This window comes from Chryseobacterium sp. (assembly GCF_022712095.1).
Classification (GTDB): domain Bacteria; phylum Bacteroidota; class Bacteroidia; order Flavobacteriales; family Weeksellaceae; genus Chryseobacterium.
Genome location: NZ_JALAHD010000257.1, coordinates 1 through 5,419 on the forward strand (window position 1 = coordinate 1; position 5,419 = coordinate 5,419).

The window sequence follows — 5,419 nt, forward strand, 5'->3', positions numbered from 1 at the left end:
CTATTATATGAACAATATTGATCTGATCATCAAATAAATTATACAGAAAGCTAACTGCTGTTTCTACTTTTTGAGGAGTATTAATTACTTCAGATTCTAAATAAATATTCACAGACTCACTATCTTCTTCATAACCCAAATAACTGAGCTTTACAAATCCACCGTTCACCTTCACCTTCAGATATTCAGAACTGTAGTCTTTCAGGGCCTGATTCAGTTGATTTTTATATTTCTCATCATTAAAGTGAAAAGATTTTCCATATTTTTTACCAAGTGCATTTTCAAGATCATCTAAAAAGAAGCGTCCTGCAATTTCAAAGGTTTTCGACTTTGCATTATAATTCAACTCTACTGAACCTACATGATAAGGGTGCGTTACCTCATCAAAAGAAAGCACCATAAAAAGACCCAATAAAAAGAGAAGCAGTTTCTTCATCCCTACGGTAGTTTAAAATCTGTTCCGAAATTAATCATTATTTTCGTAAGCTTTACCAATAATCTATTATGGAGGATTTTTTATTTTATTTAAATCTGGGATGGGAACATATCATTTCTTTAGATGCCTTAGACCACCAGCTTTTCGTGTTGGCTTTAATCGCCGTTTATTCTTATAGCGACTGGAAGAAAATTCTTATCCTTGTTACAGCCTTTACTATCGGGCATTCTATAACATTAGCACTCAGCATTTTGGACATTGTAAGAGTTCCTTCTAACTGGATAGAATTCTTAATTCCTTTAACCATCGTCCTTACCTCTCTGGATAATATCATCATGAAAAATAAAAAGAATCTGATGAGGACGAATTACTATCTAGCCCTCATTTTTGGACTCATTCATGGAATGGGATTTGCCAATACCGCAAGGGTGATGATTGCAAAAAACCAAAGTATTGCAATTCCTCTTCTGGGCTTTAATATTGGGTTGGAGCTCGGACAGATTGTCATAGTATCAGGGATACTTATCATTCTGTTTATACTGTTAAAGCTATTCCGTATCAATAAAAAAGACTGGGTATTATTTGTATCATCCGGAGTCTTTGCTCTTTCAGTGAAAATGACTTTAGAAAGAATTCCATTCTAATAATACAAAAACATTAATAGTTTTTTATATACTTATTATTATATTTGAAAATTCTTAACTATCTGGTCATGAAACTAAAAGTAGCATCAGCCTTACTTTCTGTATTTTCTTATATTGGACTTAGCGCCCAGAATATTCAGAACAATCCGGGAAGCAATCATGGAAATAAGTTTGAACAACTGGGAACCATACTTCCTACTCCTAATATGTACAGAACTGCATCCGGAGCACCGGGGCAGGGCTATTGGCAAAATAAAGCAGATTATGAAATTTCAGCTTATCTGGATGAAAATAAAAGAAATTTAAGAGGATCGGAAACGGTTACCTATTATAATAATTCTCCTGATGACCTTGATTATATATGGTTACAATTAGATGAAAATCAACAGTCCAATACAAAAAATGCAGGATATGATTTTTCATCAACCCTTCCTAATTCTACTACAGACCAACGTTTAAGGACTACAGAATTACCGGAAAAAGATAACGGATACGGTGTCAACCTGGAAAAGGTGACTGATATATCCGGAAATCCTCTAAAATATACGGTAAATAAGACCATGATGCGCATTGATCTTCCTAAAATTTTAAAAAAAGGAGAAAAGTTCAGTTTTAAAGTAGACTGGAATTACAATATTCCCAACAGAATCAAAATGGGAGGCCGTGGAGGTTATGAAAATTTTCCGGAAGACGGTAACGACTTATACACCATTACTCAGTGGTATCCGAGAATGTGTGTGTACAGTGATTTTCATGGATGGCAAAATCATCAGTTTACCGGAAGGGGAGAATTTGCTCTGGCATTCGGAAATTTTAAGGTGACTATTAATGTTCCTGCCGACCATATTGTAGGAGGAACCGGAGAGTGTAAAAACTATGATCAGGTTTTATCATCAGATCAGTTATCAAGATATAGAAAAGCACAGTCCGCTAGTGAACCTATAGAAATCGTTACGCTGGATGAAGCGAAAAAGGCAGAGAAAAATCATTCAAAGCAAAGAAAAACATGGGTATTTGAGGCTAAAGACGTAAGAGACTTTGCATGGACCTCATCCCGAAAGTTTGTATGGGACGGGATGCAGGTAACCATTCCTGAGAACAATAATAAAGTAATGGCAATGAGCTTTTACCCGAAAGAAGCTTATGGCCTTTACAGAAAATTCTCAACTAAAGCCGTTGCCCACACTATAAAAACTTATTCCGAATTTACAGTCCCTTACCCTTATCCCGTCGCTCAGTCTGTAGAAGCCGCCAATGGAATGGAATACCCAATGATCTGTTTCAATTTTGGGAGAACCGAACAGGACGGAACCTACTCCGAAGGAACTAAAAACGGAATGATAGGAGTAATTATCCATGAAGTCGGTCACAACTTTTTCCCAATGATCGTGAATTCAGATGAAAGACAATGGAGCTGGATGGATGAAGGACTGAATACCTTCACAGAATATCTTACAGAAGAAAAATGGGACAATAAATTTCCGTCAAAACGCGGCCCGGCATGGACTATTGTAGATTATATGAAACTTCCAAAAGATCAGCTGGAACCTATTATGACCAATTCCGAAAACATTATTCATTTTGGACCTAATGCTTATTCCAAACCGGCAACAGGGCTTAATATCCTTCGTGAAACCATTATGGGAAGAGAGCTTTTTGATAAAGCTTTTAAAACTTATGCCAAAAGATGGGCTTTTAAGCACCCTGAACCTGCTGATTTTTTCAGAACGATGGAAGATGCCAGCGGTGAAGATCTGGACTGGTTCTGGAGAGGCTGGTTCTACGGTACCGACCCTGTTGATATCAGTATTGATAAAGTGACTATCGCTACTCCGGATATGGATACCGCTCCTACCAGCAGTCAGTATAAATACAAAGTAGAAAAACCTCTTTTGAATGATTTTGATGACCTATCAAAAATCAGAAACCGAGAGGATAAAAATATTACGTTCTATGTAGAACAAAATAAAGATCTTCAGGATTTTTATTACCGATATGACAGAGGACAGGAAAAGGTAGATAATAACAAAGAATATTCTTCAAAATCAGATAACAGCACTACGGCTCTGGATAAAAAGGATAAAGAAAAATTCCGGAATATTACTGCCTATCAGATAGACTTTGTAAACAAAGGAGGGTTGGTAATGCCTATTATTTTAGAGTTCACCTTTGAAGACGGTTCTAAATTATACGACAAATCTTCTGCCCAGATCTGGAGACAAAATGAGCAGAAAGTTTCAAAGACTTACTATTTTGATAAAAAATTACAATCAATTCAACTGGATCCGATGAGAGAAACTGCTGACATTGACACTTCCAATAATTACTGGAGTAATGACGGAACCAATTCCCAGTTATCAAAATTCCAGCTATTCAAGCAGAAACAAGAAGAAGCCTCGGCAAGAGGAAGCTCCAACGGCAAAGTAAATCCTATGCAGGCGGCCGGAAAAATAAATAATTAATAAAAAAGCTACATACATTAGATTTGTATGGAGCTTTTTTATTTTAAGAAATCAATGATTCAAGAGATCTTTCAAAGAAGATTTATAAGTTCTTCCCAAGGGCAGTTTTTCACCATTTCTCAGAAAAACATTTGCGGAGTCATAGGAAGTAATATGGGAAGTCAGAACAATATATGATTTATGTATTCTTATAAATCCAAAGCTTTCAAATTTTTCTACAAAATTCAACATTCTGTCCAGAATCATATATTTTTTCAAAGGGGTTACCAGGACAATATACTCCCCAAAACCCTGCACCCAAAGGATATCTTTAAGAAACACCTTATTCATCACATAATTAGACTTAAACATAATAAAATCTTCATGCTGTAAACCGTATCCAGAGTTTTTAAACTGCAAAAAGTCCTTAGCTTTATTCACAGCTTTATTGAAAGTTTCAAAGTCCACAGGCTTTACCAAATAATGAACCACATCCAGTTCGAAAGCTTTAACGGCATATTGGGTCTCCAAAGTAAAAAATATGCAAAGCGGTTTATAAGGTAACTGCTGAAGGAGCTCTACCCCATTCATTCCGGGCATATTAATATCCAGAATCACCAAATCTACTTTATGGGCTTTAAGATAACTCAAAGCCTCTTTAGGATCCTGAAATGAATTGATCAGGTCCACATCTTCAATCCTCTCACAATATTGTTTTACCAATTGTAAGGCCGGATATTCGTCATCAACATTTACTATAGTCAGATTAGCCATGAAAGGCGATTTTTAAAACAGTTTTATAATGATTATCCTCCAGAGCTTCTGAAAAGAAATTAAATTTTCCGGGATAATATTTTTCTAATATATGAATAATAGCCTCATTCCCCAAACCATCATGATCTTCTTCAGACACCATCTCTCCTTCTCCTACGGAGTTTACAATCTCAAAAACCACATCATGATGATCCACAGTATAGGAAAGTTTAATAAAGCTGTCTTTTACCCTTCCTATTCCTGAATGCTTGAGTGCATTTTCAAAAAGAGTAAGAAAAATCGAAGGTGGAATTTCAATATCCTCCATAGTTTCCTTATTTTCTATTTCAAAGTGAATATTCAACTGATTATTATATTTCAATTGATACAACCCGGCCAGGGATTCTATAGAGGAAAACTCCTGGGCAATACTTATCTTTTTTTTACTGCTGTCATAAATAATATACTGTAGAAGCTTACTGAGCTGGAGAATGGATTCGGGAGTTTTTTCAGAATGACTGAAACTGTTAGCATAGATATTATTAAGTGTATTTAATAAAAAATGCGGATTGAGTTTAGATTTCAGCAGATCCAGATATAACTGCTCTTTTTCTTCTCCTAAATTCACCACATTCTGTTCTATCAGGAATTTATCTTTAGTAATCCCCAGAAAAGAAGCTACAAGGATGACAATTCCCTGTGAAATATACACACTATACAGATAACCCATATGGTAACCTTCTTTACTGAAGTTCATATTAAAAACCGCAGGTTCCCATAAAATTCGGAACAAACTTGAAACCAGAAAACAAATCAGAGCATATAGAATGAACTCAGGATATTTATTGGAAAGATAGAAATAGGGAACTAAATAGTAATATACCAGATAGTAAATTCCGACGTTCAAAATAACATTCAAAACAACGCACCAAATAAGATCCGGGGAGCTCAGGAAGTAGTTTTCGGTAAAAAAAATCATAAAAATGAAAACAAACAGAAAAAAAACATGCTGGAACCTCAATAGAAATTTCCAGTGGTATTGCATAATAGTTCTCAGAATCTTATCACTAAATAAAACCCTGATAATCAACAAAATAATTACAAAATTTACAATTAAAAACATATTTTCCCTCTGATTTCAGAAG

Annotated in this window: 5 protein-coding genes; 2 read left to right on the top strand and 3 right to left on the bottom strand. The window is 35.3% G+C overall.

From position 1 onward, the window contains the following. The coding region (locus Q0A18_RS13280; protein WP_292010633.1) for a DUF6702 family protein at positions 1-436 on the bottom strand (436 nt) is incomplete at its 3' end. A gap of 68 nt (positions 437-504) precedes the next feature. Here Q0A18_RS13280 and Q0A18_RS13285 point away from each other — a divergent pair. Then, entirely contained in the window at positions 505-1,080 is a 576-nt protein-coding gene (locus Q0A18_RS13285; protein ID WP_292010634.1) for a HupE/UreJ family protein, read from the top strand. A 68-nt stretch (positions 1,081-1,148) separates the two neighbouring features. Further along, positions 1,149-3,542 carry a M1 family metallopeptidase gene (locus Q0A18_RS13290; RefSeq protein WP_292010635.1) on the top strand — a complete coding sequence of 798 codons (2,394 nt, stop codon included), beginning with the start codon at positions 1,149-1,151 and terminating at the stop codon, positions 3,540-3,542. Positions 3,543-3,593: 51 nt separating this feature from the next. Here Q0A18_RS13290 and Q0A18_RS13295 read toward each other — a convergent pair whose 3' ends face one another. Continuing rightward, a complete protein-coding gene (locus Q0A18_RS13295; protein ID WP_292010636.1) occupies positions 3,594-4,295 on the bottom strand; it encodes a LytTR family DNA-binding domain-containing protein in 702 nt (233 codons plus the stop codon). After that, positions 4,288-5,181, bottom strand: a complete 894-nt coding sequence (locus tag Q0A18_RS13300) for a histidine kinase (RefSeq protein ID WP_292010637.1) — start codon at positions 5,179-5,181, stop codon at positions 4,288-4,290. The genes Q0A18_RS13295 and Q0A18_RS13300 overlap by 8 nt, the downstream gene beginning before the upstream one ends. Positions 5,182-5,419: the final 238 nt, after the last annotated feature.